Origin of the sequence: Streptomyces sp. NPDC002588 (assembly GCF_040295925.1) — a bacterium.
Taxonomy (GTDB): Bacteria; Actinomycetota; Actinomycetes; order Streptomycetales; family Streptomycetaceae; genus Streptomyces.
The window spans coordinates 133,391-156,908 of sequence record NZ_JBEOWF010000009.1 but is presented as its reverse complement, the minus strand read 5'-3'; the positions used below and the strand labels follow the sequence as shown (position 1 = coordinate 156,908).

The window sequence follows — 23,518 nt, the reverse complement described above, 5'->3', positions numbered from 1 at the left end:
CCTCAGGGGTGGTCAGCGGGGCAGGCCGAGGACGCGCTCGGCGATGATGTTGCGCTGGATCTCGCTGGTGCCGCCCGCGATGGTGCCGGCGAAACTGCGCGCGTACCGCTCGAACCAGCTGGAGACGAACGCCTCGTTGTTCATGTGGTGGTACGGGCCGGTCAGCACCGGGTGCGCCAGCGCGTCCGCGCCGTGGGCCTCCAGGGCGTGCAGCGAGGCGTCCTGGACGGCCTCGGAGCCCAGCAGCTTCAGGACGGAGATCTCCGCCGGGTCGCGGCCCGGGCCGAGCCCGCGATGACCGAGCAGACGCAGCGCCTGGAGGTCCATCTGCAGCGTGGCGTACCACTCGTGGCCGCCGCCCGCGTCGGCGGCGTCGCGCACCAGGTCCTCCAGGCGTTCGGCGTACGACAGCCAGAGCAGGGTGCGCTCGTGGCCCAGGGAGCCGTTGGCCACCCGCCAGCCCTCACCGAGCGGGCCCACGAGGTTCTCGCGGGGCACGTGGACGTCGGTGAGGAACACCTCGTTGAAGTCGAGGTCGTCCTCGGCGGCGATCGAGCCGAAGGGACGGCGGACCACGCCCGGGGTGTCGGTGGGGATGAGCAGGGCGCTGATGCCCTTGTGTCTGGGCGCCTCGGGGTCGGTGCGGACGAAGGCGAGCAGGACGTCTGCGTCGTGGGCGCCGGAGGTCCAGATCTTCTGGCCGTCGACGACGAAGACATCGCCGCGCAGGACCGCACGGGTGCGCAGGGAGGCCAGGTCGGAGCCGGCCTCCGGTTCGCTCATGCCGAGGGCGGCGGTGATCTCGGCGCGCAGGATCGGCACGGCCCAGCGGGTCTTCTGCTCCTCGGTGCCGAAGGTGAGCAGGGACGCGGCGATGATGCCCAGGCCCTGCGGGTTGAAGCTGTGGTAGATCCGGCGGTGGGCCAGCTCCTCCAGGTGCGCGAGCTGTTGGGGCGGTGTCGCGTTCCGGCCGCCGTACTCGGGCGGCTGGCCCGGCAGCAGCCAGCCGTGCTCGAAGAGGGTGCGCTGCCAGCGGCGGGCCCAGTCGGGGACATGGGCGCTGGAGCGGGAGCGCTCGGCGGCCTCCGCCTCGGCGGGCAGCCGGGCGTCGAGGAAGGCGGCGAACTCGGTCCGGAACGCCGTCACCTGGGAGTCGTCGGCCAGCTTCATCATGTGAGCAGTGCCTTCCGGTGGGCGGACGCGGTACCGAGCAGCAGGTCGCAGGCCTGGGCCCGCTTGAGGTGGAACTGCAGCTCGTTCTCCCAGGTGAAGCCCATCGCGCCGAACAACTGCAGACCGTGCCGGAAGACCAGGCGCTGGCACTCCCCCGCCGCCGCCTTCGCCATGTGCGCGGCCCGGGTGCGGCGCGGGTCGTCCTCGGCGATCGTCAGGGCGGCGAAGTGGGTGAGGACCTGGGCGCGTTCGATCGCGACATGCATGTCTGCGGCCTTGTGCTTGACGGCCTGGAAGGAGCCGATCGGCCGGCCGAACTGCACCCGGCGGCGCACATGGCCGAGCGCGAGATCGAGGATGCGGCGGCAGGCGCCGACGGCCGTCGCGGCCAGCCCCACCAGCGCCAGGTCGGGGACGCCGACGGCCAGTGCGCCCGCCTCGACCCGGGCGACATGCAGCTGCGGGTCCAGGACGGGGGTCCGGACGGCGGCCAGGTCGGCGCCGCGTACCACGGTGACGCCGTCGGGGGTGAGCAGGGCGATCTCGTCGGCGCGGTCGGCGTCGAGGACGTGTCGGCCGACGCCGTCGAAGACCGCCGTACCGCTGCCCTCGGGGAGGCGGCCGGTCAGCGGGGCGAACCAGGTGACGGTGGCGAGGAACGGCGTCGGATCGGCGGCGTAGCCCAACTCCTCCAGGATCAGGGCGAGTTCCAGCGGGGGCGCCTCCAGCCAGCCGAGGTCGCGATAGGTGGCCCACTGCCGTTCCTCGGGCCGGCCGCGCACCTTGGCGACCGTCTCGCGCACCGTGCGTCGCAGCAGTCTCTGCTCGTCGTCGAGTTCGAACTCCACGCCCGGCCTCCGCCCTCTCACTGATCCGCCGGGCGAGAATAACATTCTCGCAATCTGGAAGTAAGAGTCTTGTTTCTGAGGCAGCGCAATTCGGTAGGGGGAGCGTCCTCTCTTTTCACATACGTGGAGTACCGTTCTTCCATGAGTGCCGTCCCCGTAGAACCGGTCGAGACACCCGAGCCCGCCTGGCGGCAGCGCGCCGTCGAGCGGTCCACCCGCGCCGCCAAGCTCCGCGCGGAGCAACGCGTGCAGCGCTTCCTGGACGCCGCCCAGGAGCTGATCGCGGACAAGGGCACCACCGACTTCACCGTGCAGGAGGTCGTGGAGCGTTCCCGCCAGTCGCTGCGCAGCTTCTATCAGCATTTCGACGGCAAGCACGAGCTGCTGCTCGCGCTCTTCGAGGACGCGCTGTCCCGTTCGGCCGCCCAGATCCGCGAGGCCGCCGCGGCCGGCGGTGACCCGCTGGAGAAACTCCGCATCGCGGTGGACCTGCTCTACCACTCCTCCGAGCCCAGGGCGGGCGCGCAGTCCCCGCTGTTCACCGACTTCGCGATCCAGCTGCTCGTCAGCCACCCCGACCAGGTGGCCACCGCGCACCTGCCGCTGCTGGGCTTCTTCACCGAGCTGGTGGAGGAGGCCGTGGCGGCGGGACAGGCGGTCTCCCCCAAGCCGCGCCGGACCGCCTCGCTGATCATGCAGACGGCGATGTTCACGGCCCGGGCGCCGTCGGCTCCGGTCGGCGCGCACCCCTCGCCGATCTCCGCGGAGGAGGTGTGGGCGTTCTGCCTGGGCGGGATCACGGGCGGGGCGGTCACCGGGGGCGCGTCCGCCGGGACTCCCGCCAAGAAGACCGCCGCGCGGAAGACGACCACGCGCGCCACCTCCAGGTCGTCCGGCAGCAAGGCCTGACCTCTAGGGCGTGTTTCGAAAGTAGCGTCGTCTGCCCGAAGGGCAGGCCTGGCGGCGTCTGGTGCGTGCGATCGCAAGGCGGAGGGTCGCCCCGATACTGGATGTATCGGGGCGCGCCCGACAACGCGACTGGGAGTCCCCCACGGGGGCTTCGTCCACGCCCTCAGCGAGTCCGGCCCCGCCGCGACCCCTGCACGGCCGTCCGCCGCATCAGGTCCGGCACGCCACGGACGCCCGCCGTCTCCGGTCCCCCGCCGGCCCGTCCGTGTCGGACGACCGCCCCGGTCACGAGGCCGGCCGTGGGCGCGACCGGCCCCCACGGCGCCGTGCGTCACTCACGCACGGGACTTGGCGGTCGAGGCGAACGCGTCGGCGGCCGCAAGATCGAAATCACCGTGATCGCTGCCGAGCCCCTGCGCGACCAGCGCGGCCGCCGCGCTGCCCAGCACCGCCGCGTCGCTCGGCGTACGGCCGAGCCCGATCCCCCGCAGATACCCGGCCGAGAACGCGTCCCCGCAGCCCGTCGTGTCGACGACGTCCACCACGAACGCCGGAACCGGCTCCGCGCCGTCGGCGGTCACCACGAGCGCCCCGTCCCCGCCGCGGGTGACCGCGACGACGCGCGTGCCCGCGGCGAGCAGCTTGCGCGCCCCGGTGAGCAGGTCGTCCTCCCCGGTGAAGCCGAGGACCTGGTCCTCGTTGGGCAGGAAGTGGTCGACGTAGGGAAGCGCCGCCTCGATCTGCTCGAAGCTGCCGAGCACTCCGGGCGCCAGCAGGTCGACCGAGGTGACGACGCCGTGCTCCTTCGCGTACGACAGGATGCGCGTCGCGGCCTCGACGCCGATCAGCTCGGGGCCGCCGAGGTGCAGATGGGTGGCCTGGGCGAGGGCCTCCCAGGGGACGTCGTCGAGGGCGTAGGTGATGTTGGCGCCCAGCAGGTGCAGCGACGGCCGGTCGCCGTTCGGGCGGATGGGCAGGACGCTCGCCGAGGTGGCGGTGTCCGTGCGGCGCACCAGGTGCTCGGTGCCGATGCCCGCCTTGCCGAGCAGCTGCACGAGCAGGTCGCCGGTCGGGTCGGTGCCGACGGCGCCGGCGCTGTGCACCTCGGCGCCCAGCTTGGCGAGGGTGAGGGCGGTGCCGCCCGCGGTGCCCGCGGCGGTCATCCGGATGTCCTCGACCAGGGTGGCGCCCTGGCCCTCGGGTATCGCCTCCACCGGCCGCACCAGTACGTCCAGCACGTGCACGCCCAGCGTGAAGACCTTCATCGTCTCTCCCCCTGCGTCGTCATCTGCTCTCCTCCTGCGCGGGTGGTACGGGGTGGGTGGTTCCGTAGTTCCGGGCGATCGCGGCCTCGATCACCGCGATCTGCTGCTGTTCGTCGAGGGCGCGGGGGCGCCCCATGGCGGCCGCGCGCTGGTAGACGCCACAGGCCCATTCGAGGAGCAGGGCGTGTTCGACGGCCTGGCCGAGGGTCGTCGCCCGGGTGACCGCGCCGTGGTTCGCCATCAGGGCGGCGCTGCGGCCGTCGAGGGCCGTGAGCACCGACTCGGCGAGTTCGGGAGTGCCGAAGGTGGCGTACGGCGCGACCCGGATCGTGCCGCCGAGGGCGAGCAACTGGTAGTGGATGCAAGGGAGTTCATCGAGCACGCAGGACACGGCGGTGGCGTTCGGGGCGTGCGTGTGGACGACCGCGCCGGGTCCGTGGCGGCGGTGGACGCCGAGGTGCAGGTCGAGTTCCGAGGTGGGCTCGAGGGTCCCGGCGACGAGCTTTCCGTCGAGGTCGACCACGGTCACCTGGTCCGCGGTCAGGTCGGCGAGGACCGCTCCGGTGGCGGTGACGGCGACCAGGTCCTCGACGCGGACGCTGACGTTCCCGGCCGTGCCGATGAGGAGGCCCTCGGCCCCCAGGCGCCGGCAGGCGTCCGCCACGGCGGTCCGCTCCTGGCTCAGCGCCGAGCTTGAGGCGGTCATGGCGGCGAAGGTAGCGTAAACCTGAAACAAAGTCACGTTCAGGTTCGGAGGCGCTTGCCGTGGAGACTCCCCTGCGCCGCACCCCCCGCCAGGCGCGCAGCAAGGCCCGCCTCGCGCAGGTCCTGCGGGCGGCCGAGCGCATCCTCGTCGAGGAGGGTGTGGAGGCGCTGACGACGACCCGGGTCGCGGCCGAGGCGGAGGTGTCGGTCGGCTCGCTGTACCAGTACCTGCCGGACCGCGGCGCGATCATCGACGCGCTCGCGGCGGGCTGGTTCGCCCGCCTGGAGGCCGTGATGGACGATCTGGCGCGGGCGGCGGCGGGCGAGCGGTGGGAGGACCCGGTCGGCGTGCTCATCGACGCGTACGCCGGGATCTACCGCACGGAGCACGGCTTCCGCGCGCTGTGGTTCGGCAGCGGGCTGACCGAGCGGACCCGGGCCGCCGACCGCGAGCACAAGCGGCGGATGGCCGACGGGATCCGCCGGGTGCTGCTGGCGCTGGACGTCGTCGCGGACGGCGAGGACCTGGCCCGGGCCTGCCACGCCGCCGTGCTCGCGGCCGACGCCCTCGCGCAGGAGGCGTTCCGCCGGGACGCGGACGGTGACGCGGCGCTGCTCGACGAGGCGAAGGTGATGCTGCGCGGCTATCTGACGGACGTGGTGGCCCGCGACCGGCACCTCTGACCGGCCCCCGGGCCCTACCCTGACCGCCATGGGCGACACAGACTTCGCCGACCTGCGCGGCACGGAGTTCGAGCGGGCGGACATGACGGGGGCGCGGTTCACCTCGGTGAACCTCGAAGGGGCCGTGCTGCGGGCCTGCGGGCTCAGCGGGGTCGTGATGCGGGACGTCGAGATCGGCGACGCCACCATCGACGGCGAGATCGGGCGGCTGGTCGTCAACGGGGTGGACGTCGCACCGCTGGTGGAGGCCGAACTGGACCGCCGGCACCCCGAACGCCCCCGGTTCCGGCCGACCACGCCGGAGGGGTTCCGGGAGGCCTGGGACCTCAACGAGCGGCTCTGGGAGGCCACCGTCGCCCGGGCCCGCCGGCTGCCCGAGCGGATGCTGCACGAGTCGGTGGACGGTGAGTGGTCGTTCGTCCAGACCCTGCGCCATCTCGCGTTCGCCACCGAGTCCTGGGTGGCCCGCGGTGTCCTGGGCGAGCCGCGCCCCTGGCATCCGCTGTCCCTGCCCTGGGACCGGATGGAGCCCCGGCCGGGAGTGCCGCACGACCGGGAGGCGCGCCCGTCACTGGACGAGGCGCTCGCGCTGCGGCTGGCGGCGATGGGGACCGTGCGCCGGGTGGTCGACGGTCTGACCGCCGAGCGGCTCGACAGCCGCACGGAGCCCCTGGCCGGCCCCGGCTGGCCGGACGAGGGGGAGACCTTCGTGGTCCGCGAGTGCCTGCTGGTCGTGCTCAACGAGGAGTGGTGGCACCGCAGATACGCCGAGCGTGATCTGGCCGTCCTCGAGGAACGGAACTGAATCCATGGAACTCGCCTTCACCGGCCAGGTGATCGAGTGGCGCGGGCCGGCGCCGTACTACTTCGTCCGCGTCCCGGAGCCGGAGTCCGCCGACATCCAGGAGGTGGCGGCGATGGCCACGTACGGCTGGGGTGTGATCCCGGTCCTGGCGCGGATCGGCGAGACCTCCTTCGAGACGTCGCTGTTCCCCCGGGACGGCGGCTATCTGCTGCCGCTCAAGGTCGCGGTGCGCAGACCGGAGGGGCTCTCCGAGGGCGACGACGTGGCCGTACGGATGACCGTACGGATGGCCTCCTGAGGAACTCCCGTACGCAGGGCCACGCAGCCCCGTTGACGCTCCCGCCGCCCCGTCACTACCTTCCGGCCCCATGACTTCCTTACCAAGACTCCGCATCCTCGGGCGGCCGGCGACGGCGCTCGCCCTGACCCTGCTCGCGGCCCTCGCCCCGCGGCCGGCGTCCGCCGCGGACGCCGCCGTGGCGGCGACCGTCTGCAACAAGTACTGCGACGCCCGCGACCCCGCCCTCTCCCCCGACGACCGGACTCCGGTCACCGCGGGCATCTACGGGCGGTCGGTCGTCCTGCACCTCGACGACACCGACGCGATGGGCTGGGCGTCCATCGGCAACGGCAACCCGGGCGACGAGGTCTGGCTCGACCGCTCCTTCGACGGCGGCCGCACCTGGAGCTCGGGCAGCAAGCTCGGCGACACGACCGTCCCGGCGGGCGGGCGCGGCTGGCGCACACTCATGTACAACGTCGACGACTGGAACAACCACGGCGTGGGCGCCCTGCGCGCCTGCGGCAAGGCCGGGGACCGCGCCGAGATCGCGTGCACCCCCTGGGCCCGCGCCACCTGGAACGCCGGCGACCCGCGCAGAGCGGCGGCCACCGGGCTGATGGCCTTCTACAACTACGGAACCGGCCTGTTCGACACCACCGGCTGGTGGAACTCGGCGAACGCCCTGACCGCCGTCATCGACAACATCCGGGCGTCGGGCATGGGCAGTTACTCCTACGCGGTCTCCCGCACGTACGACCTGAACGTGAACGCGGGGGACGGGCAGTTCCGCAACGACTACATCGACGACACCGGCTGGTGGGGGCTCGCCTGGATCGCCGCGTACGACCTGACCGGCGACAGCCGCTACCTGGACACCGCCCGCGCCGACGCCGACCACATGGCCGCGTACTGGGACGGCACCTGCGGCGGCGGGGTGTGGTGGAGCACCGCGAGGACGTACAAGAACGCCATCGCCAACTCCCTCTACATCCAGCTCAGCGCCGCCCTGCACAACCGCGTCCCGGGCGACACGGCCTACCTCGGCCGGGCCCGCGCCGGCTGGGCCTGGTTCCAGGGCACCGGCATGATCAACGGCTCGAACCTGGTCAACGACGGCGTCGACCTGTCCACCTGCCGGAACAACGGCCAGGCCGTCTGGTCGTACAACCAGGGCGTCCTGCTCGGCGCGCTCACCGAGCTGTACAAGGCGACGGGTGACGGCACGCTGCTCACCCGCGCACGCCAGATCGCCGACGCCGCGACGACGACCTCCTCGCTCCACACCGCCGACGGCATCCTGCGCGACCCGTGCGAGGACGGTGACTGCGGCGGCGACGGGCCCTCCTTCAAGGGCGCCCACGTGCGCGGTCTCGGCGATCTCGACACCGCGCTGCCCGACCATCCCTACACCGCCTATCTGAAACGCCAGGCGGACCGCGCGCTGGCGAGCGACCGCAACGCCCTCGACCAGTACGGGCTGCGCTGGTACGGCCCGGTCGACCAGGTGGACGCGGCCCGGCAGCAGAGCGCCGTCGACCTGCTCGACGCGGCACCGTAGAAAGGGAGTTCCCGCACCGTGCGACAACGTTGTCGCACGGTGTCGGGCCGGCGGTCCGCTGTCCGGACCCTCCGCCTTGGCCTCCGCGCCGACCGGGCGCAGGCTCGCGCTGTGGACATGACGACGGAGGGTGCAGGGTGAAAGACCAGCTACGGGCGGTGGTGGTCGGCACCGGCATGATCGGTGCCGTGCACGCCACGGCGATCCGCGCCGCCGGAGGCGAACTGGCCGGAATGGTGGGGTCGACGCCCCCGCGCAGCGCACGGGCCGCCGAGGAGTGGGGCGTGCCCGGCCGGTATCCCGACCTCGCGGCGGTGCTGGCCGACGACAGCGTCCGGGTGGTGCACGTGTGCACGCCGAACGCGCTCCACGTCCCGCAGGCGGAGGCCGCGTTGCGGGCGGGCAAGCATGTGATCTGTGAGAAACCGCTGGCCACGTCGGTCGCGGAGGCCGAGCGGCTGACCGCGCTGGCGGAACGGGCCGGCCTGGTCCTGGCCGTGCCCTTCGTCTACCGCTACCACCCGCTCGTGCGCGAGATCCGGGACCGCCGGCTGCGCGGCGAGTTCGGCGCCTGGCAGCTGATCCACGGCAGTTACCTGCAGGACTGGATGCTGTCGGAGGACGTCTCCTCGTGGCGGGTGGACCCGGGCGAGGGCGGGCCGTCGCGGGCGTTCGCGGACATCGGCTCGCACTGGTGCGATCTGGTCGAGTGGGTGGCCGGCGTCCGGTTCGGCGAGGTGTCGGCGCGCCTGGGCACCACCGTCGCGTCCCGGCCGGCCGGGACCGGCAGCAGCTTCTCGGCCGCCGTCCAGGGCCCGCGGGTCGCGGTACGGACCGAGGACGTGGCGTCGGTCCTGTTGCGCACCACCGACGGCGTGCTCGGGACGCTGACGGTGTCCCAGGTGTCGGCGGGACGGAAGAACCGGCTGTGGTTCGAGCTGGACGGTGCGCGGGCCAGCGCCGTCTTCGACCAGGAGCGGCCGGAGACGGCGTGGCTCGGCGCCCAGGACGGCGCGCGGGTGATCGTGCGCGACCCCCAGCACGGCTCGGCCGAACAGCGGCGGCTGTCGCGGCTGCCCGCGGGCCACGCGCAGGGCTACGCGGACTGCTTCACGTCGTTCGTCGCCGACGCCTACACGACGATGCGGGGCGGGCCCGCGCCCGAAGGCCTGCCCACCGGCGCGGACGGACTCCGCTCGGCGCGGATCGTCGAGGCCGTGCTGCGCTCGGCCGGCTCCCTCGCCTGGACCGGCGTACCCGACACCACCCACGACCAGGAGGCCACCCCATGAAACTCGGCATGCTCACCGCCTGTCTGCCCCGGCTGTCCCTCGCGGAGATCGCCGGGTGGGCGTCCGAGGCCGGCTACGAGGCGCTGGAAGTGGCGGCCTGGCCGGCCGTCGGCGGCCGGGACTTCGAGGCGTCGCACCTGCCGGTGGCCGGCTTCGACGCCCGCGCCGCCGACGAGACACGGGCGCTGTTCGAGCGCCACCGGCTGGAGATCTCCGCGCTGGCCTACTACGAGAACAACCTGCACCCCGACCCCGACCGCCGGGCGGAGATCCACGCCCACCTCAGGGCGGTCGTCGACACCGCGGCCGCCCTGTCCGTCCCGTACGTCGGCACGTTCGTGGGCCGGGACTGGACCCGGCCGGTCGCCGCGAACCTGGAGGAGGCCGGCAAGGTCTTTCCCGACCTGGTCGACTACGCGGGCGAACGCGGCGTGAAGATCATCATCGAGAACTGTGTGATGGAGGGCTGGCACCCGGACGGCTACCCCGGCAACCTCGCCTACTCGCCGGAGCTGTGGGAGTGGATGTTCGGCCTGGGCCTGTACCTCAACTGGGATCCCTCGCACCTGACCTGGATCGGCGTCGACCCGGTCACGACCATCGCGCCGTACGCCGACCGCATCGTGCACGCCCAGGCCAAGGACATCGAGATCCTGCCCGGCCTGGTCGACCGCTACGGCTTCTTCGGCAAGGCGGTACGGCGTGACGACCCATGGGACACGGGCTGGTGGCGCTACCGGGTGCCCGGCCGCGGCCGGGTCGACTGGAACGCGGTCGTGGACGCCCTGTACGAGCACGGCTTCACCGGCACGCTGTCGGTCGAGCACGAGGACCCGCTGTGGGGCGGGACCGAGGACAAGGTCAAGACGGGCCTGGAGATCGCCCACCGGACACTGCGGCCACTCATCGTGGCGTGACAGAGCACGGAGAAGCCCCCGGCCTCAACACTTCCGGCCGGGGGCTTCTTCGTGCTCTGACGCCGTTCACGGCCCGGTCGGAGGAGCGGCCACCGCGGCTTCGCCGGCGAAGTGGCAGGCCGCCCGCTGCCCTGCCGGTGTGAGGGTGAGCTGCGGGTCGCGCTCCACGCAGATCGTCCGCTCCGGGTGCGCCAGCGGGCCGATCGGGCAGCGGGTGCGGAACCGGCAGCCGGAGGGCGGGTTCGCCGGGCTCGGCAGGTCGCCCCCCAGGACGATGCGCTCCCGTGAGGGCGTGGACACACTCGCCACCGGCGACGACGACAACAGCGCGGCGGTGTACGGGTGCTGGGGATTGCCGTAGACGTCGGCGACCTCGCCGTACTCGACGATCCTGCCGAGGTACATCACCGCGACGCTGTCACTGAGGTGCCGGACGACCGACAGGTCGTGCGCGATGAACAGGTACCCCAGGCCGAGTTCGTTCTGCAGCTTCTGCAGCAGGTTGATGATCTGCGCCTGGACCGACATGTCCAGGGCCGAGACGGGCTCGTCGAGGACCAGCGTGCGCGGCCGGCGGGCCAGGGCCCGCGCGATGCCGATCCGCTGCCGCTGCCCGCCCGAGAACGCGTGCGGGTAGCGGTCGAGGAGTTCGGGGCGCAGCCCCACCTGCTCCATCAGCGAGCGTGCTTCCGCTTCGAGCTCCTGGCCGCCGAGACCCCGGAGGCCGAGCGCTTCGGCGAGGGACTGCCGGATCGTGCGCCGGGGGTTCAGGGACGCGTAGGGGTCCTGGAACACGTACTGCACCGAGGACCGGACCCGTGCGAGGTCCTCCTCGCGCATCGCGCTCACGTCGGTGCCGTCGACAAGGACCGACCCCCCGGCGATCGGGTTGATCCCGACGACGGCCCGGGACAGCGTCGACTTGCCGCAGCCGCTCTCGCCGACGAGCCCGACGGTTCGGCCCGCCTGCACGGACAGGCTCACCGAGTCGACGGCGTACACCGGGGGTTCGCGGTGGAACAGGCCGCGCCGCCGTGAACCGACGTCGACACGCAGATCCCGGATCTCCAGTACGGGTTCGTCCGAAGGAGGATCGGGCCGCGGCGCGGGCGCCACGGCTTCCGCGCTCGACGCGTCGCGGCTCGCGGCGACCGCGACGCCGCGCTGCGCCACGAAGCAGGCCGCGGTCTGTCCGCTGCCGCCGATCTCCAGCAGCTCCGGCGGCGCCTGCGTGCACGCGTCCTCGGCGAACGCGCAGCGTGGCGCGAAGGCGCAGCCGGGCGGGAGGGCGGCGGGGTCGGGCGGGGTGCCGGGGATCGCCGGCAGCGGCCGGCCGGCCAGGTCGTCGTCGAGGCGGGGCATGGCTTCGAGCAGGGCGGCCGTGTAGGGGTGGCGCGGATGCTCGAAGACCTGCTTGACGGTGCCCTTCTCGACCGTGCGCCCGCTGTACATCACGACGACGTCCGTGCAGAGCTCGGCGACCACACCCATGTCGTGGGTGATGATCGCGACGGCGATGCCGAGTTCGGTGCGCAGCCGGGCGAGCAGCCGCAGGATCTGCGCCTGGATGGTGACGTCGAGGGCCGTCGTCGGCTCGTCGGCGATGAGCAGCGCCGGATCGTTGGCCAGCGCGATCGCGATGACGACACGCTGGCGCATACCGCCGGAGAACTGGTGCGGGTACTGGTCGATCTTCGTCGTCACGTCGGGAATCCCGACCTGTTCCAGGAGTTCGACCGCCCGCGTGCGCGCGGTCTTCCTGTCGACGCCGTGGACCGTCATCGCCTCGACGATCTGGTCGCCGACCTTCATGACCGGGTTGAGGGCGGCCTGCGGGTCCTGGAAGACCATCGCCACCCTGCTGCCGCGGCGGCGCCGCATCTCGCGTTCGGGGAGCGCGAGCAGGTCCTCGCCGTCGAACCGCACGCTGCCCGCGACGACCTGGCCCGGCGGGCGCAGCATCCGCATGATCGAGCGCGCCGTGACCGACTTGCCCGAGCCGGACTCGCCGACGATGCCCAGCACGTCTCCCGGGTAGACGTCGAAGCTGACGTCGTCGACGGCCTTCACGGCGCCGCTCCCGAGCCTGAACTCCGTGCCCAGGCCCTCGACCCGCAGCAGCGGTACGGCCCTGCCCGTGCCCGCCGCCGGCGGTTCGGTCGTGGGTGAGTTGGTCGTCGGGGTCATCGGCGATTCACCGCCTCGTTGAGTGCGTCGGACATCAGGCCGACGCCCACCGCGAGCAGGAGGAGCAACGCGGCGGGGCCGGTGATGTAGGTCGGGGACTGGATCACGAATCGCAGGCCGTTGTTGAGCAGTACGCCGAGCGACGGCGTGGGCGGCTGCACGCCGAGGCCGACGATGGACAGGCCGGCCTCGATGTAGACGCCGATGACCATCCAGACCGCGCCGTTCACGACGATCGCGTCCATGGCGTTGGGCAGCACGTGCCGGACGAGGAGCCGGCGCCGCGAGACGCCGAGCACCCGGGCGGCGAGGACGTACTCCTTGTCCTGCTGGGCGAGCCAGGCCCCGCGGGCCAGGCGTCCCGCGCTCGGCAGGCCGCCGATCAGGATGGTGAGGAACAGCGCGAACCAGCCGGCACCGAGGATGGCCACCAGAACGACGCCGAGGATCAGTCCGGGGAAGCCGATGACCACGTCGAGCAGCCGCTGCACCCCCGCGCCGAGCCACCCGGAGATCGCCCCGGACAGGCCGAGCAGGGTGCCGATCGCCATGCTCAGCGGCACCGCGGTGAGGATGAGGCTCAGGTCGACGCGAAGCCCGTAGACACTGCGGACGAAGATGTCGCGGCCGAACTCGTCCGTACCGAAGAGGTGCTGTGCCGAGGGACCGGCGAAGGTGGTCGCCCCCTGCTGGTCGTAGCCGCCCGGGAAGAGGACGGGAGCGAGCAGCGCGGCGAGCACCATGATCACGAGGATCGACATGCCGATGGCGCCGCGCGGGGTGCGGAAGGCCGACAGATAGCGGGCCAGCGTCGGATTCAGCCGCCGACGCGTGGCCATCGGTGCCGGCAGGGACAGGTCCGTCATCACTGGTCTCCCAACCTGATCTTGGGGTCGAGCGCCGCCAGGACCAGCTCGGTGACGATCTGGCAGATCACCGCCACGCAGACCACACCGAGGATCAGCACCTGGAGGACGGTGAAGTCGCGCGAGGTCACGCTCGAGACGGCGAGCTGGCCCAGGCCGTTGCGGTTGAAGACCGACTCGATGACCACGGCGCCGGCGAGCAGGGTGCCGATCTCGAGACCGATCGCGACGACCGCGGTTCCGAAGCTGTTGCGCAGCACGTGGCGCAGGGTGATCCGCCGCGGCGAGGCACCCTTGGCCAGGGCGAGATCGACGTAGTCCTCGCTGCGGACCCGGGTCATCTCCGTCTGGAGCAGGCGGGCCACGCCCCCCGCGGGCGGCAGCGCGAGGGCGACCGCGGGGAGTACCAGGTACTGGATGCCGATCGCCGGATCCCGCAGCACGCTCACCTCGCCGCTCACCGGCAGCCAGCGGTGGTACACGCCGAAGACGAGGATCAGCGCGAGTGCCGTGAGGAACGACGGTACGGCGACCAGGACGCTGTTGCCCAGATCGAGCGTGGTCCGCGCCCACCAGCGCCTGGTCGAGCCGGCGAGCACCCCCAGCGTCGTCCCGATGACGACGACGAGCAGGGTGGCGAACACGGCCAGTTCCACGGTGCTCTCCAGCCGGTCGCCGATGAGGCTCGCGACGCTGCGGTGGAGGAGGTAGGACTGGCCCAGGTCGCCGTGGAACAGGCCGGAGATCCAGTCCCAGTACTGCACCACCTGCGACCGGTCCAGCCCCAGCTCCTTGCGGATGGCGGCGATGTTCTCGGCCGTCGGGTCCGAGCCGGCGAGGGTGACGGCGACGTCACCGGGAGCGAGCCGGGGCAGGGCGAAGGCGACGACCGAGCTGGCGAACAGCACGAACACCACCGACGGCACCTTGCGCAACAGGAACCGGATCATTTCGACAGCCACGTCCCGCCGAGGTCGAGGAAGCCCGTCCGGGTGGCCTTGATGCCGCCCACGGACGACGCCCGGACGGTCAGGGTCGGGCGCGTGATCAGCGGGAGAGCGAACGCCTGGTCGAGGAGGTACTCGTTGTAGTCGTGCACCGCGGTCTTCTGGGCGTCGGTCGAGGCCGCGGTGGTGACCTTCTGGACGAGCGCGGTGTACTGCGCGTCCTTGAACTTCATCAGGTTGTCGCCCGCGAGGTACTCGGGCCGGCTGACGACCTGGGACGCGGGCGACAGGGCGTTGCTGCTCATCATCAGGACCGCGGGCGTGCCCATGTTCCGCTTGGCGATCCGTTCGTCGTACTCGGTCGCGCTGAGCAGTACGGGCTTGGCGGTCAGACCGACGGCGGCGAGGTTGTTCTTGATGATCTGGAAGATGCCCGTGGCTTCAGGGGTGTTGAGCGTGACGACGTTGAACGAGGCCTTCTTCACCCCCGCCTTGGCGAGCAGCTGCTTCGCCTTGTCCGGCTGGTAGGTGTACTGCTTCGCCTGGGCGGCGTCGTAGCCGACGGTGGAGGTCCGCCACGGCAGGTCCGTCGCCTCCGCCTGCCCGCCCTCGACCTGTTCCACGATGCGGTCGCGGTCGATCGCGTACTGCACCGCCTGGCGGACGGTCTTGTCGTCGAACGGCGCCTTCGTCACGTCGAGGGCGAGGGGGATGGCCGATCCGCCCGAGCTCACGAGGGCGTAGCCCGGCTGCTTGCTCAGGCTGCGGGCGTCGAGGGCGGGTATGCCGACGCCGTACTGGACACGACCGCTGCGGATCGCCGACACGATGGCCGTCGGGTCGTTGATGATGTTGATCTCGATCTTGTCGAGGTGGGTGTTCTTCGCGTCGCGGTACTTCGCGTACTTGGTGAGCTCGACCTTGCCCCCGGGCGTCCACGACTTCCAGGCGAAGCGGCCGGTGCCGTCGACGGCCTTGCCGGCCGCGTAGCCGGCGTAGGTCGCGGGGTTGACGATCGGCATCGTCTCGAAGAGGTCGAAGATGTTCGGCGTCGCCTTGGAGAAGGTGAGCTTCAGCTCGTGATCGCCTTCGGCCTTCATCGTCTTGATCTGCGCGGCGATCGGCTGGTTCGCCGCGCCCGTCGCCGGGTCCTGGACCTTCTTCAGCGTGAAGATGACGTCGTCCGCCGTCAGCTTGCGTCCACTGTGGAACGTGACGTCGTCGCGGAGCGTGATGTCCATGCTCATGGCGTCGGGCGCGAGTTTCCACGACTTGGCGAGGACGCCGGTGGGCTTGCCGGTCTGGGGACCGATGAGCGTGAGGGTCTCGAAGACCTGGTACTCGGAGAGCAGGTTGCCGAAGGAGGTCTTGAGGAACCCTCCGGGGTCGACGTCGCTCGTCTGCGCGACGACGAGGGTGCCTCCGTTGCGCATCGGGCCGGCGGACGCGGAGGTCCCGGCGGCGGGCTGGGTGGCGGCGCTGCACGCGGCCGACGTGGCCAGGGCCGCGCCCACGGCGACGGTGGCCGTCAGTCTGCGGTACCTGGCTGGCTGGGTGAGTGACATCGGTGCTCCTCGAGGGTGGGAGTCGGGCAAAGTTCGGGTGAGGGGGCGGCCGCGCCCCGCGGGGCCGGTCGCCGCGGGTCAGCGATGTGCGCGCAGGTCGAGCGCCACCTTGCCCCAGGGGTGGCCGGACTCGACTTCGCGCAGGGCGGCCTCGGCGTCCTCGAACGGGAAGACGCTGCGGACGTGCGGATCGAGCCGTCCGTCCGCCACCCGCCGGGCCAGTTCGGTGAGGGTTTCGGTCGTGCTCTCACGCTTCAGCGGGTGGGCGCCGAACCGGGCCGCCGTCTCGGGGTCGGCGACCGTGAGGATCCGGCAGCCGAGGGAGATCACGGGCAGGACGCTCCGCAGTGCGTCCCCGCCCACGAGATCGAGGATCGCGTCGACCCCGTTCGGCAGGGCCGTGCGCAGCCGTTCACCGAAAGCGGCGCCGTCGTAGGGGATCACCGTGGCGCCCAGCGACTCGACGAACCCCCGTTTGGCCGCGGCGGCGGTCCCCGCGACGGACACTCCTGCGGCATGGGCGAGCTGCGCGGCCGCGACGCCGACGCCGCCGCCGATCCCCAGGATCAGCAGACTCTCCCCGGCTTTCGGGGCGAGCTGCGCGATCCCGTCGTAGGCGGTTCCGACCGCGACCGGCAGCACGGCCGCGTCGGTGAAGGAGACCTCGGCCGGCTTGAGTGCCGTCCGGCTCGCGGTCAGCAGCGCGAAGCGCGCGTATCCGCCGCAGCCCCGGTCGGTGGTGCCGAACACCGGGTCGCCGACGGCGAACGCGTCGACGCCCTCGCCGAGTCGTACGACCACGCCCGCGGCCTCCCGTCCGAGGACGGCCGGCAGGTCGAGGTGCAGGAAGGCGCGGTGCATCCCGGCCCGGACCTTCCAGTCCACCGGGTTGACCCCGGCGGCGTGCACCTCGACGAGGAGCTCGCCCGGCCCCGGCACGGGCCGGGGCGGATCGAGGAACCGCTGCACCTCCGGTCCGCCGTAGGCGGTGAATCCATACGCTGCGGGCACTGCGAGCCTCCAGGACTGGGACGTGGTGACGGGGTGGTCAGTGCTGCCGGCGGGCCCACTCGCCGCAGAGCCGGACACTGTCCTCGGGGGTCGCCTGTGCGCCCTTGTCGACCTCGATGACGAGCCAGCCGTCGAAGCTGTCGGGCAGCGCGGCGAGGGTGGCGGGGATGTCCACGGAGGCGTGGCCGGGCTCCGCCCACAGTCCGGCGAGGACGGTCTGCTGGTAGGTCCACCCCTCGGCCCTGCCGCGCTCGGCGACGTCGGCGTGGTAGTCCTTGACGTGCATCGCGGCGACCCGCTCCCCGTACTCGCGGATCAGACCGATGACGTCGGCGCCGGCCCAGCCGAGGTGGCCGATGTCCGGGCCGAACGACAGGACGTCCGCCGGGACGGTGTCGAGGATGAAGCGCGTCTCCTCCTCGGTCTCCGCCCAGGTGCCGATGTGCGGGTGGAAGGCGGCGGTGACTCCGTTGGCCCTGGTGGTCTCGCCCATCCTGGCGAACACGTCGCGGACCCGCTCCAGCCGTTCGGGGGTGCCGTCGGCACCCACCGCGGGGCGGTGCACCCGCGGCGCCTGCTTGTTCATGCCGGTGGCCACGAACACGGTGGGCAGGCCGAGTTCGGCCATCTGCGTGCTCATCCGGTCGGTCTTGTGGAGGAGTTCCCGAAGACTCGCCTCGTCCTCGGGCAGCGGGCCCGAGATGTAGCCGGGGGCGGGCAGCAGACCGTGGTCGGCGAGCAGTCGGGCGTACTCCGCCGTGGTGAGGTCCGCCGGGACCTCCGCGTGCACGGAGCGGATGCCCGACTCCTTGATGACCTTGAGGCGTTCGGCGAGCGGCGGGGCGATGGACGGGTCGATCCAGCCGTCGTCGGTGGCGATCCACTGCAGCGGGTTGATCGCGATCTTCTCGGGGCTGATGGTCATGAGGGGGCCTTTCGTCGAGGGTGAACGGTCAGGCGGAGTAACGGGGTTCGGGGCGTTCGCAGGTGCTTTCCAGCTGCACCGTCCGGCCCGACCGGGAGGAGTCCTCCACCGCGCACAGCGTTTCGAGGACGTGGAAGGCGAAGGAGGCGTTCGCGCGGTGCGGGCCGCCTTCGACCGCGGTCGCCAGGTCGCGTACACCGAGGCCGCGCCGGGCCTGTTCCTTGGTGCCGACGGCGCCGAAGAGCTCGACGGCCGGCTCCAGCACCGTCCAGTCGCCGTCACCATGGCGCCGCAGGCGTACGTCGCCGTCGAAGTGGTTCGGGTTGGGCAGCGACAGCGTGCCCTCGGTGCCGTAGATCTCCATGGCGGGCAGGTCGGTGTCCCAGACGTCGAAGCTCATCTGGGTGGTGCCGATGACGCCCGAGGCGAAGGTGAGGACGGCGGCGGCATGGGTGGGGACGGTGACGTCGATGGAGTCGACGGCCCGGTCGGGCGCGGTGACGGTCCGCCGCGGCGCGCCGATGCGGCTGCTCGCGCTGACCGAGCGCACCGGGCCAAGGGCGTTGACGAGGATCGCGAAGTAGTAGGGACCCATGTCCATGACCGGGCCGCCGCCCTCCTGGAACAGGAAGGCCGGGTTCGGGTGCCAGGTCTCGGCCTTGCTGTGGCTGATGAACGCGGAGGCGCCGATCGGGGTGCCGATCGCCCCCGAGTCGATCGCCCTGCGCAGCGTCTGGCTCGCGCTGCCCAGGAAGGTGTCGGGCGCCGACCCGAGGAGGCGCCCGCTGCGGGCGGCCGCCTCCAGGACGGTCCGGCCCTCCTTGACGGTCGTGCCCAGGGGCTTCTCGACGTACACGTGCTTGCCGGCCTCCAGGGCGGCGACGACGGTGCGGGCGTGGTGCACCGGAGGCGTGAGGTTGACGAGGATCTCCACCGTGTCGTCGGCGTAGAGCTCCGCGTCGTCTCCCCAGGCCTGGATGGAGTGTTCGGCGGCGGCCTGTTCGGCCCGGGCCACGTCGATGTCACCGACGCGGACGATCCGCAGTTCCGAGTGGCGGGCCAGGCCGGTCACGTACCGGCCGAAGATGTTGCCGCTGCCCAGGATGCCGATGCGATGCGTCTGCTTGGCCATGCCGTGGTTCCTCCGGAGAACGAGGGGTGGGGTGGGGGGAATGCGTGGCGGGGAGCGGGCCGGTGGTGGAGAACGGGACGGCCGCTCAGGCCGAAACGCGTGACCGGTTCCGGCTGGGGTGCTCGGTATTCAAGGCCCGCGCCGGGGAGGGGGACGACGGCCGCGGTCCGGTGAGCGGAATACCGGGAGCCGGGTTATCGAATCGTGATAAATGAAGGTGACGGGTCGTCAGGTCGCTCGGGGCGGGGCGCGTGGACCGGCCGCCCGGGCACCGGGCACCGCACACCCAACCGAGGGGTGGGCGTGACGGAACATGCAGGTCGGAGGTGCGCGGCACGACTCCGTCCGGGCTCTCGCACGGGCCGCCGGAGGGTCGCTGCGGGCACACGGACGACACACGGAAATGCCGCCCGGAGGGGGCGGTTCCGCGCCTGGATGAGGCCTCGGTCGTCGGAGCGTGGTTCATCGAGTGATCCGATCTCATTGCCTCGGATACCTCTCCCGGCTACACTCCGGCACTTTTTTCCGCGCCATCCAGAGTGAACACCAGGTTGCTTCTCACCATCGTTTGGTTCGCACATGAGGGACAAGACGCCGTTTTAAGTTTTTTCAGCGAACTAAAATCGACGCAACACCCGCGCCGTCGCGGGCCGAATGTCGCGGTTGACGCACTCCCCCCGCAGACCGGATGGTGAGGGGACGCAAGGAGGCGGAATTAAGACCGTGACAGTTCATAAAGGCGGGATCCATCCGACCGCTCCAGCCCTGCTGCCCGCGGTTCCCGCGGGGCTTCGCCGAGTCCTGGAACTGGTCGTCTCGGGCCAGGCGACCAGCCGGGCCGAGATCGCGCGGCGCAGCGGGCTCGCCCGCTCGACGGTCGGTCAGCAGGTCGACCATCTCGTCGGACACGGCATCCTGCGGGAGCTCGAGTCGAGCGAGTCGGTGCGCGGCCGGCCCCCTCGGGTGCTGACGCTCTCGCCACGCGCGGGCACCGTCGCCGTGGCCGACGTCGACACCCTGGCCTCACGCGTCGCGATCGCCGACCTCACCGGACGGATCCTCGCCGAGGACAGCGTGCGCGTCCGCCTCGAGAGCGGGCCGGAAACGGTGCTGGATGCGCTGTCCGAGTGCCTGTCGGACCTGCTGCGGAAGGCCGGGCGCGACCCGCGCAGGGTCCGTCAGGTGGTGATGGGCCTGCCCGGACCCGTCGACGTCCAGCGCGGCTGCGCCATCCGCCCGACCGGCATGCCGGGCTGGGACGCCTACCCGGCGGCCGAGGTCCTGAGCGCCCGCTTCGGCGCCCCCGTCCTGCTGGACAACGACGCCAACCTCCTCGCCCTCGGCGAGGCGGCCCAGGACCAGGTCGACACCCCGCTCCTCTGCCTCAAGATCGCGGCCGGGATAGGCGCCGGACTCGTCATGGCCTCCGGCGACGTCTACCGGGGGGCCGACGGAGCCGAGGGCGACGTGGGCCACATCCGGGCCGTCGACGGCAGCGACGCCCTGTGCACCTGCGGCAACGTGGGCTGCGTGCGGGCCGTCGCCTCGCACCGCGCCATCCTGCGCACCCTGGGCATCCCCGAGACGACGGACGACGATCCACGGCACGGCGAACGCGAACTGGCCGAACGCGTCGCCGACAACGATCCGTCGGCCGTGCACGCCCTGCGCCAGGCCGCCACCGCGATCGGCGAGGTCGCGGCCATGCTGGTCCTCATGTACAACCCCCGCACCCTGGTCCTCGGCGGCCCGCTGAGCGACCTGCGCGACGACCTCCTGTCCGGGGTGCGGGCCGTGGTGTACCAGCGCGCCCTGCCCCTGACCACGCGCAAACTGACCATCACCACCGCCCGGTCCGACGGCACCTCCGCGATCCACGGCGGCATCGCCCTCGCCCTGCGGGACGTCTTCAGCGAGCAGGGGATCGCGCGGATGCTGGTGGAGGACCGGGAGGTCTGACGCCACCGGGCCGCTGACGACCCACGCGAGAAGGGCCTTCGCGAGCTGTCCGCCCGCGAAGGCCCTTCCACCGGTCGGGACGACAGGATTTGAACCTGCGACCCCTTGACCCCCAGTCAAGTGCGCTACCAAGCTGCGCCACGTCCCGCCGCGCTGCCGCCGCGGTGAGCTGCGGGAACGCGCGGTTCGACCTTACCGCACGCGGGCGGGGGCAGGGCTCGGGGTGCGCCGGGCGGCCGGGCGCGAGGGCCGGGCGGAGGAGTTGACAGCCGTTTTGGTCTGACCTTTGATATGTTCCAAACAATCCGGCAGAGATCCGGCAGAGGGGTGTCCCCGCCGTGGACTTCGAACCGACCGAGGACCAGAACACGATCCGCGAGGCCGTCGCCGGGCTCCTGAAGGACTTCGACGACCGGTACTGGATGGAGAAGGACCGCGACCACGCCTTCCCCGAGGAGTTCTACGCCGCCGTCGCCGGCGGCGGCTGGCTGGGCATCACGATCCCGGAGGCCTACGGCGGCCACGGCCTCGGCATCACCGAGGCCACGCTGCTGCTGGAGGAGGTCGCGCGCTCCGGCGGCGGGATGAACGCAGCCAGCGCGATCCACATGTCGATCTTCGGCATGCATCCGGTGGTGGTGCACGGCTCCGAGGAGCTGAAGCGGCGCACCCTGCCGCGTGTCGCCTCGGGCGATCTGCACGTGTGCTTCGGGGTGACCGAGCCCGGCGCGGGCCTGGACACCACGAGCATCACCACGTTCGCGCGCCGGGAGGGCGACCACTACGTCGTCAGCGGGCGCAAGGTGTGGATCTCCAAGGCGATGGAGTCGGAGAAGATCCTGTTGCTGACCCGGACGTCCCGGCCGGCCGAGACCGGCCGCCGCACCGACGGCATGACCCTGTTCCTCACCGACCTCGACCGCGGCCGGGTCGACATCCGGCCCATCCCGAAGATGGGCCGCAACGCCGTCACCTCGAACGAACTGTTCATCGACGACCTGCGGGTGCCCGCCCGGGACCGGGTCGGCGAGGAGGGCGAGGGCTTCCGCTATCTGCTCGACGGGCTCAACCCCGAGCGGATGCTGATCGCCGCGGAGGCGCTCGGCATCGGCCGGGTCGCCCTCGACCGGGCCGTACGGTACGGCCGTGAGCGGGTCGTCTTCGGGCGGCCGATCGGGATGAACCAGGGCGTGCAGTTCCCGCTCGCCGACTCGCTGGCCCGGCTGGACGCGGCCGAGCTGGTCCTGCGCAAGGCGACCTGGCTGTACGACAACGGGCGGCCCTGCGGGCGGGAGGCGAACACCGCCAAGTACCTGTGCGCGGAAGCCGGGTTCGACGCCGCCGACCGTGCGCTGCAGACGCACGGCGGGATGGGCTACTCGGAGGAGTACCCGGTGGCCCGCTTCTTCCGCGAGGCACGGCTGATGCGGATCGCGCCGATCAGCCAGGAAATGATCCTGAACTACCTGGGATCGCACACGCTGGGACTTCCGAGAAGCTACTGACGACCCGACGGGCCGGGTCCGTGCGATCCCGGGGCGCGCTCGGCACCCTGGGCCAGGTGAACCACTCCGCCCCTCGCCACCGGGCAGGTACTGCCGGTGGACGCGGGGCATGGTCATGTGACATCCGCCGACGCCTCCGTATTGAATGGTCCGACCGAAACGGACCCGGACGAGAGGCTCACACCGTGCCGCACTCCGAGCAGCAGCCCGTCCCCCGTTTCGAGACGCTCACCGTGCCGAAGGCCTCGGACGTCCTCGCGGCCGAGGTGCGGGAGCGGATCCTGTCCGGGGAGTTCCGGGAGGGTACGGCGCTGCCTCCGGAACGGCAGCTGGTCGAGCAGACCGGGCTGAGCCGGGCGACCGTGCGGGAAGCGCTGCGGATCCTCGAGGTCGAAGGGCTGCTGGAGATCAAGCCGGGCCGCGGGGGCGGCGCGTTCGTGCACCGGCCGGGGCGGGAGTCCCTGGCGCACACCGTGCAGCTGGTGATCCGGGGCCAGCGGATCCGGCTGGAGGCGCTGCACGAGACGCGGGAGGCCATCGAGCCGGCCTGCGCGGCGCTCGCGGCCCGCCGCCGCACCGACCGGGACCTGGAGGAACTCGACGCGGAGCACGCGGAGTTGGTCGGCGCGGGCGAGGACATCCAGCGGTTCCTGCGGGCCAACGTGCGCTGGCACACGGCGGTGGCGCGGGCGGGCGGCAACGAGCTGCTCATCGGGTTCATGAGCGCGCTCTCCCGCTCCATCCATGCGGCCACGAATCTCGAGGCGTTCATGGACGCCGGCGTCCGTGAGCTGACCGCCCGCGCGCACGCCAAGATCACGGACGCGATCCGGGACGGCGACGAGGCGGCGGCCGCCCTCCGCATGACCCGGCATGTCTGCGGTTTCGCCCGGGCCGCCGCCGAGGTGGACCACCGCCGGTCCGTGTGAGAGCCGGCGCCGGGTGCGCCCGCGCACCACCGCTCATGAGAATGTGATTCTCA

General features: G+C 72.0%; 21 protein-coding genes and 1 tRNA gene. 10 read left to right on the top strand and 12 right to left on the bottom strand.

The annotated features are described in order from the left end of the window. Positions 1-12 precede the first annotated feature (12 nt). Positions 13-1,173: an acyl-CoA dehydrogenase family protein gene (locus ABT057_RS12750; protein ID WP_352342732.1), complete on the bottom strand. Its 1,161-nt coding sequence runs from the start codon at positions 1,171-1,173 to the stop codon at positions 13-15. Beyond that, on the bottom strand, positions 1,170-2,021 hold the full coding sequence (locus ABT057_RS12745) for an acyl-CoA dehydrogenase family protein (RefSeq protein WP_352342731.1): 852 nt from the start codon (positions 2,019-2,021) through the stop codon (positions 1,170-1,172). The genes ABT057_RS12750 and ABT057_RS12745 overlap by 4 nt, the downstream gene beginning before the upstream one ends. A gap of 141 nt (positions 2,022-2,162) precedes the next feature. Between ABT057_RS12745 and ABT057_RS12740 the strand changes: the two genes are divergently transcribed. Then, complete coding sequence (locus tag ABT057_RS12740; RefSeq protein WP_352342729.1) at positions 2,163-2,930, top strand: TetR/AcrR family transcriptional regulator; 768 nt, start codon at positions 2,163-2,165, stop codon at positions 2,928-2,930. A 335-nt stretch (positions 2,931-3,265) separates the two neighbouring features. Here the strand turns inward: ABT057_RS12740 and ABT057_RS12735 are convergent, their stop codons facing one another. Together ABT057_RS12735 and ABT057_RS12730 are read right to left on the bottom strand one after the other, a co-directional pair. Next, positions 3,266-4,195, bottom strand: coding sequence for a carbohydrate kinase family protein (locus ABT057_RS12735; protein WP_352342728.1), 930 nt, complete (start codon positions 4,193-4,195; stop codon positions 3,266-3,268). Positions 4,196-4,214: 19 nt separating this feature from the next. Then, a complete protein-coding gene (locus tag ABT057_RS12730; RefSeq protein ID WP_352342727.1) occupies positions 4,215-4,901 on the bottom strand; it encodes a class II aldolase/adducin family protein in 687 nt (228 codons plus the stop codon). 59 nt (positions 4,902-4,960) lie between these two features. On the opposite strand from ABT057_RS12730, the gene ABT057_RS12725 reads away from it, so the two are divergent. The 6 genes from ABT057_RS12725 (at position 4,961) to ABT057_RS12700 (ending at position 10,439) form a co-directional block, all read left to right on the top strand. Further along, a complete protein-coding gene (locus tag ABT057_RS12725; RefSeq protein ID WP_352342726.1) occupies positions 4,961-5,584 on the top strand; it encodes a TetR/AcrR family transcriptional regulator in 624 nt (207 codons plus the stop codon). Positions 5,585-5,612: 28 nt separating this feature from the next. Further along, entirely contained in the window at positions 5,613-6,389 is a 777-nt protein-coding gene (locus ABT057_RS12720; RefSeq protein ID WP_352342725.1) for a DinB family protein, read from the top strand. A gap of 4 nt (positions 6,390-6,393) precedes the next feature. Next, the gene (locus tag ABT057_RS12715; RefSeq protein ID WP_352342724.1) at positions 6,394-6,687 is read left to right on the top strand and encodes a DUF1905 domain-containing protein; all 294 of its coding nucleotides are present in this window, start codon (positions 6,394-6,396) and stop codon (positions 6,685-6,687) included. Positions 6,688-6,757: 70 nt separating this feature from the next. Continuing rightward, positions 6,758-8,230, top strand: coding sequence for a glycoside hydrolase family 76 protein (locus ABT057_RS12710; protein WP_352342722.1), 1,473 nt, complete (start codon positions 6,758-6,760; stop codon positions 8,228-8,230). Between the two features lie 137 nt (positions 8,231-8,367). Then, a complete protein-coding gene (locus tag ABT057_RS12705; RefSeq protein WP_352342721.1) occupies positions 8,368-9,522 on the top strand; it encodes a Gfo/Idh/MocA family protein in 1,155 nt (384 codons plus the stop codon). Then, positions 9,519-10,439, top strand: coding sequence for a sugar phosphate isomerase/epimerase family protein (locus ABT057_RS12700; protein WP_352342719.1), 921 nt, complete (start codon positions 9,519-9,521; stop codon positions 10,437-10,439). The genes ABT057_RS12705 and ABT057_RS12700 overlap by 4 nt, the downstream gene beginning before the upstream one ends. Positions 10,440-10,505: 66 nt before the next feature. Here ABT057_RS12700 and ABT057_RS12695 read toward each other — a convergent pair whose 3' ends face one another. The 7 genes from ABT057_RS12695 to ABT057_RS12665 all read right to left on the bottom strand — a co-directional run bounded on the left by ABT057_RS12695 (position 10,506) and on the right by ABT057_RS12665 (position 19,072). After that, the gene (locus ABT057_RS12695) at positions 10,506-12,626 is read right to left on the bottom strand and encodes a dipeptide ABC transporter ATP-binding protein (RefSeq protein WP_352342717.1); all 2,121 of its coding nucleotides are present in this window, start codon (positions 12,624-12,626) and stop codon (positions 10,506-10,508) included. Next, entirely contained in the window at positions 12,623-13,492 is an 870-nt protein-coding gene (locus tag ABT057_RS12690; protein ID WP_352342716.1) for an ABC transporter permease, read from the bottom strand. Before ABT057_RS12690 ends, ABT057_RS12695 begins: the two co-directional genes overlap by 4 nt. After that, positions 13,492-14,454: an ABC transporter permease gene (locus ABT057_RS12685; RefSeq protein ID WP_352342715.1), complete on the bottom strand. Its 963-nt coding sequence runs from the start codon at positions 14,452-14,454 to the stop codon at positions 13,492-13,494. Before ABT057_RS12685 ends, ABT057_RS12690 begins: the two co-directional genes overlap by 1 nt. Next, entirely contained in the window at positions 14,439-16,004 is a 1,566-nt protein-coding gene (locus ABT057_RS12680) for an ABC transporter substrate-binding protein (RefSeq protein WP_352342714.1), read from the bottom strand. Before ABT057_RS12680 ends, ABT057_RS12685 begins: the two co-directional genes overlap by 16 nt. Before the next feature lie 78 nt (positions 16,005-16,082). Further along, positions 16,083-17,015, bottom strand: coding sequence for an NADP-dependent oxidoreductase (locus tag ABT057_RS12675; protein WP_352342713.1), 933 nt, complete (start codon positions 17,013-17,015; stop codon positions 16,083-16,085). A gap of 37 nt (positions 17,016-17,052) precedes the next feature. Further along, a complete protein-coding gene (locus ABT057_RS12670; protein ID WP_352342712.1) occupies positions 17,053-17,940 on the bottom strand; it encodes a sugar phosphate isomerase/epimerase family protein in 888 nt (295 codons plus the stop codon). Between the two features lie 28 nt (positions 17,941-17,968). Further along, positions 17,969-19,072, bottom strand: coding sequence for a Gfo/Idh/MocA family protein (locus ABT057_RS12665; RefSeq protein WP_352342710.1), 1,104 nt, complete (start codon positions 19,070-19,072; stop codon positions 17,969-17,971). 723 nt (positions 19,073-19,795) lie between these two features. Between ABT057_RS12665 and ABT057_RS12660 the strand changes: the two genes are divergently transcribed. Continuing rightward, positions 19,796-21,031, top strand: coding sequence for an ROK family transcriptional regulator (locus tag ABT057_RS12660; protein WP_352342709.1), 1,236 nt, complete (start codon positions 19,796-19,798; stop codon positions 21,029-21,031). 74 nt (positions 21,032-21,105) lie between these two features. Here ABT057_RS12660 and ABT057_RS12655 read toward each other — a convergent pair. Beyond that, positions 21,106-21,179: transfer RNA gene (locus ABT057_RS12655), tRNA-Pro, on the bottom strand. A 190-nt stretch (positions 21,180-21,369) separates the two neighbouring features. Between ABT057_RS12655 and ABT057_RS12650 the strand changes: the two genes are divergently transcribed. Together ABT057_RS12650 and ABT057_RS12645 are read left to right on the top strand one after the other, a co-directional pair. Continuing rightward, complete coding sequence (locus ABT057_RS12650; RefSeq protein ID WP_352342708.1) at positions 21,370-22,536, top strand: acyl-CoA dehydrogenase family protein; 1,167 nt, start codon at positions 21,370-21,372, stop codon at positions 22,534-22,536. A 185-nt stretch (positions 22,537-22,721) separates the two neighbouring features. Beyond that, positions 22,722-23,465 carry a FadR/GntR family transcriptional regulator gene (locus ABT057_RS12645; RefSeq protein WP_352342707.1) on the top strand — a complete coding sequence of 248 codons (744 nt, stop codon included), beginning with the start codon at positions 22,722-22,724 and terminating at the stop codon, positions 23,463-23,465. Positions 23,466-23,518: the final 53 nt, after the last annotated feature.

Coding starts and splice junctions, on each gene's coding strand:
- ABT057_RS12750 (WP_352342732.1), bottom strand. CDS start 1,173: ATGATGAAGCTGGCCGACGACTCCCAGGTGACGGCGTTCCGGACCGAG.
- ABT057_RS12740 (WP_352342729.1), top strand. CDS start 2,163: ATGAGTGCCGTCCCCGTAGAACCGGTCGAGACACCCGAGCCCGCCTGG.
- ABT057_RS12735 (WP_352342728.1), bottom strand. CDS start 4,195: ATGAAGGTCTTCACGCTGGGCGTGCACGTGCTGGACGTACTGGTGCGG.
- ABT057_RS12730 (WP_352342727.1), bottom strand. CDS start 4,901: ATGACCGCCTCAAGCTCGGCGCTGAGCCAGGAGCGGACCGCCGTGGCG.
- ABT057_RS12720 (WP_352342725.1), top strand. CDS start 5,613: ATGGGCGACACAGACTTCGCCGACCTGCGCGGCACGGAGTTCGAGCGG.
- ABT057_RS12715 (WP_352342724.1), top strand. CDS start 6,394: ATGGAACTCGCCTTCACCGGCCAGGTGATCGAGTGGCGCGGGCCGGCG.
- ABT057_RS12710 (WP_352342722.1), top strand. CDS start 6,758: ATGACTTCCTTACCAAGACTCCGCATCCTCGGGCGGCCGGCGACGGCG.
- ABT057_RS12700 (WP_352342719.1), top strand. CDS start 9,519: ATGAAACTCGGCATGCTCACCGCCTGTCTGCCCCGGCTGTCCCTCGCG.
- ABT057_RS12695 (WP_352342717.1), bottom strand. CDS start 12,626: ATGACCCCGACGACCAACTCACCCACGACCGAACCGCCGGCGGCGGGC.
- ABT057_RS12690 (WP_352342716.1), bottom strand. CDS start 13,492: ATGACGGACCTGTCCCTGCCGGCACCGATGGCCACGCGTCGGCGGCTG.
- ABT057_RS12680 (WP_352342714.1), bottom strand. CDS start 16,004: ATGTCACTCACCCAGCCAGCCAGGTACCGCAGACTGACGGCCACCGTC.
- ABT057_RS12670 (WP_352342712.1), bottom strand. CDS start 17,940: ATGACCATCAGCCCCGAGAAGATCGCGATCAACCCGCTGCAGTGGATC.
- ABT057_RS12665 (WP_352342710.1), bottom strand. CDS start 19,072: ATGGCCAAGCAGACGCATCGCATCGGCATCCTGGGCAGCGGCAACATC.